The 3649-nt window shown below is 47.0% G+C and carries 4 protein-coding genes; 3 read left to right on the top strand and 1 reads right to left on the bottom strand.

Features of this window, described 5'->3' with window-relative positions; all coding sequences use genetic code 11:
• Positions 1–296 precede the first annotated feature (296 nt).
• Positions 297–659, top strand: coding sequence for a beta/gamma crystallin-related protein (locus RMO79_RS10930; RefSeq protein ID WP_310483182.1), 363 nt, complete (start codon positions 297–299; stop codon positions 657–659).
• Between the two features lie 178 nt (positions 660–837).
• On the opposite strand, the gene RMO79_RS10925 is transcribed toward RMO79_RS10930, so the two are convergent.
• Positions 838–1218: a DeoR family transcriptional regulator gene (locus RMO79_RS10925; RefSeq protein ID WP_310483181.1), complete on the bottom strand. Its 381-nt coding sequence runs from the start codon at positions 1216–1218 to the stop codon at positions 838–840.
• Between the two features lie 385 nt (positions 1219–1603).
• Here RMO79_RS10925 and RMO79_RS10920 point away from each other — a divergent pair, with 385 nt between their 5' ends.
• Together RMO79_RS10920 and RMO79_RS10915 are read left to right on the top strand one after the other, a co-directional pair.
• The gene (locus tag RMO79_RS10920; RefSeq protein WP_310483180.1) at positions 1604–3115 is read left to right on the top strand and encodes an aldehyde dehydrogenase family protein; all 1512 of its coding nucleotides are present in this window, start codon (positions 1604–1606) and stop codon (positions 3113–3115) included.
• 126 nt (positions 3116–3241) lie between these two features.
• Positions 3242–3649: diacylglycerol kinase family protein (locus tag RMO79_RS10915; protein WP_310483179.1), on the top strand; the 408-nt coding region annotated here is incomplete at its 3' end.

Below are 3649 nucleotides of genomic sequence, written 5' to 3'. Positions count from 1 at the left end.
TATCAAGATAGTGGCTAGAAGTGGCATGAATATTCAAGAAGTAATTTGGCTCGGCAGTAGATCGATTTGCGATCCTAAACAGATTAGATTCGTTGATTTAGCCTCGATCCTTTGTGGGTCGAGTGTTGAGACGATCTATTCAAATTAAAGCTTAACTGGGGGATCTTGCGTGGTCTAAATCGAGTAAAAGTTGCATAATGAAAACAACTAGCTACAGGGCTTGGGCAAACAAAGTCTCCAAATACAAGTCAGGCTATTACTAATCGATCTCTAAAAACTTTAGGATAGATAACCGCATGTTGCAATTTAACAAAAAACTGGCTGCATTAGCACTTTTATCAGTAACTTCAATTACTGGGAGTATGCTAATTATCGCCAATGTATCCGCTCAAAAGTCTCAACCACAGGGAGCTGTGACGCTCTGGACTGACTCCAATCTTCAGGGGACGACGTTTAACCGTAGCGTCTCAGTTCCAGATCTCAGTCAGTTTGGATTTGATAATAAAGCCTCATCTATTGCTGTAATTAACGGTCAAAAGTGGCGGTTTTATGAAGGGAAAAACTTCCAGGGTCGCTCTTTGCAGATGGGACCTAAACAGTCTATCAGAAACTTGGGACCGTTTAACGATCGAATTTCCTCTTTCAAATCGGTTCCCTAGCTAGTCAGAACGATCTTCTCCCCCGTTGGCGGAGAGCTATCTCCCCGCGAGAGAATCGAGCTATTCAAGGACACAAGTAGGATCGAACGATCTTTGCACCTTCCCCTCGTTCGCGCCAGCGTACCGTCAGGTAATCGAAATCAAACTTTATTTACTTACAGAAAATACCGATCGCTTACTAAGACAAGTCGATAGCACATACCCGAAAGGGCACTAGAGCACCACGTGGATTCGCAATATACAACTTTTCTTGATTCGGGTTTTGAGTCTGTAAACCGTGTTTGACATTTGAAATCTCGACACGATCTTTTCCAGCAGATACGTCTTTCACCACGGTAAAACTAACACCTTTTGGAGAATTCCATATTAGGCTACGTGCACAACCTTGAGTCGAAAAATTGCCACTAGACCGACTTTTCTGACCTCGTTCGGGGCGAGCTTGACTGATTGCACAACTACATATCTTAGGTGCGGCAGAAGTAATAGGTGGCATCACCATTGATGAAGCCGTTAAAGTAGCAAGAGAGAAAATTCCTAATAGTAATCGATTAAATTTCATTGAAAAGTACCTCAATATCGATCGATAAGTTTCGCGTGAGAACTGACGGTGGTTTACCTAGATGTTAATCAGTTATCTCCATTGTGTAACTTTGATTCGATTTAGACCACGCAAGATCCCCCAGTTAAGACGCAAGTTAATTTTTAGAGCAAAATAGTGGCTAGAAGTGGCATGAATATTCAAGAAGTAATTTGGCTCGGCAGTAGAGCGATTTGCGATCCTAAACAGATTAGATCCGTTGATTTAGCCTCGATCCTTTATGGATCTAGTATTGAGACGATCTATTCAAATTAAAGCTTAACTGGGGGATCTTGCGTGGTCAAATTTGGATGAATCTTGCAAACTGAAGACATAGCAAAAAAACTGACTTGATGGAGAAATCGCTATGACTGCAACTTTAAATTCAACGATCGCACTTCCTAAACCGCCAATAAAACAAGCCAAACTTTATATTAATGGACAATGGCGATCGGCATCTGATGGTAAAACTCGCCCGACGATTAGCCCGATTACTGAAACTGCGATCGCCGACATCCCCGAAGCATCCGAACAAGATGTCGAAGACGCGATCGTTGCTGCCCGTCGTGCCTTTGATGAGGGACCTTGGCCAAAAATGACGGGACACGAGCGGCAGAAAATTCTGAATCGTGTTTCCGAACTGAGCGAATACTATGCCGACGATCTCGCATTGTGCGAAACGCTCGACATGGGTAAGGCAATTTACTTTGCCAAGGCGATCGATGCCCACGCAGTAGCGGATTTGTTTCGCTACTATGCGGGGATGGCTCCAGAAATCGATGGTGTGACGCGTTTGGTTGCACCGCCACCAGACTACACGCCAAAGCATGTGACGATCGTGCGGGAACCGTTAGGAGTTGTCGCTGCCATCACACCGTTTAATTTGCCATCGGTCTTGGCAGCAACCAAGATCGCGCCTGCCCTCGCTGCCGGGAATACCGTGATTCATAAGCCTGCAAGTAACACACCTCTGTCTGCGATTAAACTTGCAGAAATCTTTGAGGAAGCTGGATTGCCTGCTGGAGTCTACAATCTGGTTACAGGTTCGGGTGCTAAAGTTGGAGACCAATTGGTCAAACATCCGGCAATTAACAAAATCAGCTTTACAGGCTCAACTGAAGTAGGAATGAACATCATTCGCAATAGTGCCGATACGCTGAAGAAAACCACAATGGAATTGGGCGGTAAATCTGCCAATATTGTGTTTGCCGATGCCGATATGGACAGCGCGATCGCTAACGCCTTCTTTGGTATTTTCTACAACCAGGGTGGGATTTGTACTGCCGGATCGAGGTTGTTGGTAGAGCGATCGATTCATGATGCGGTTGTCGATGGGCTGGTTAACTATGTGAGCCAGATCGAGCTGGGCAATCCTCTCGATCCACAGGTGCTATTCGGGCCACTCGCCGATGCCAGACAACTGGAGAAAGTGATGCAGTACGTAAAGATTGGTCAGCAGGATGGCGCAACATTACGATCTGGCGGTGAGCGATTCTATCCTGACGGTAGCAATGGTAAAGGATACTACTTCCAGCCCACAATTTTCACGAATGCCACCAATGAGATGCGAATTGCTCAAGAAGAGATCTTTGGCCCGGTACTTACCGTAATTCCGTTCGACACCGAGGCAGAAGCGATCCGCATTGCGAACAGCACAGACTTTGGACTCGCCTCTGGGGTTCACACTCGCGACATTAAAAAAGCCATGCGAGTGGCGAATGCGATGCAAGCTGGAACGTGCTGGATTAACTGCTACAACATTTTCGACGCTTCTGTGCCGTTTGGAGGCTACAAATCATCTGGTTTTGGGCGCGAAAATGGCAAAGAGGTGATGGAGGATTACACCCACACCAAAGCAATTTGGATCGATCTGAGCTAAATTCTGGGACGAGAAGAGTCATGGCGATCGGTTCAGCGACTCGGTAATCGGCGATTTTCGTTCCGTTCGCGTAGCGTCTCGTTCCGAGAATAGGCTTTGCCAACGAACCAGAGGAGGAGCAACCTGATGAAACGTAAAGTCAGCTTGATTTTCAACCCAGTTGCCGGACAAGGTAATCCTGATGTAGACCTGGAGGCGATCTCATCTCTACTCGACTCCGAAATCGACCTAGATGTGGTCATCACCACGGCTGAATCCAAACCTGGAGATTTGGCAACAGCGGCGATAGATCGCGGTGCCGAGGCGATTATTGCGGCTGGGGGCGATGGTACCCTCTCCGCTGTGGCGGCGGCGTTGATGAATACCAATATCCCCCTGGGGATAATTTCGCGCGGTACTGCCAACGCCTTTGCCAATGCCCTCGATCTACCGACCACGATTCCTGAAGCTTGCGCGGCGATTTTGGCGGGCGATACCAAAGTTGTCGATATGGCGACCTGTAATGGCTTGCCGATGGTGCTGCTAGCAGGCATT

The organism is Chamaesiphon sp. VAR_48_metabat_403 (genome assembly GCF_031422475.1).
Taxonomy (GTDB): Bacteria; Cyanobacteriota; Cyanobacteriia; order Cyanobacteriales; family Chamaesiphonaceae; genus Chamaesiphon.
The sequence above is the reverse complement of the archived record's forward strand: the minus strand, read 5'-3'. Positions and strand labels throughout refer to the sequence as shown.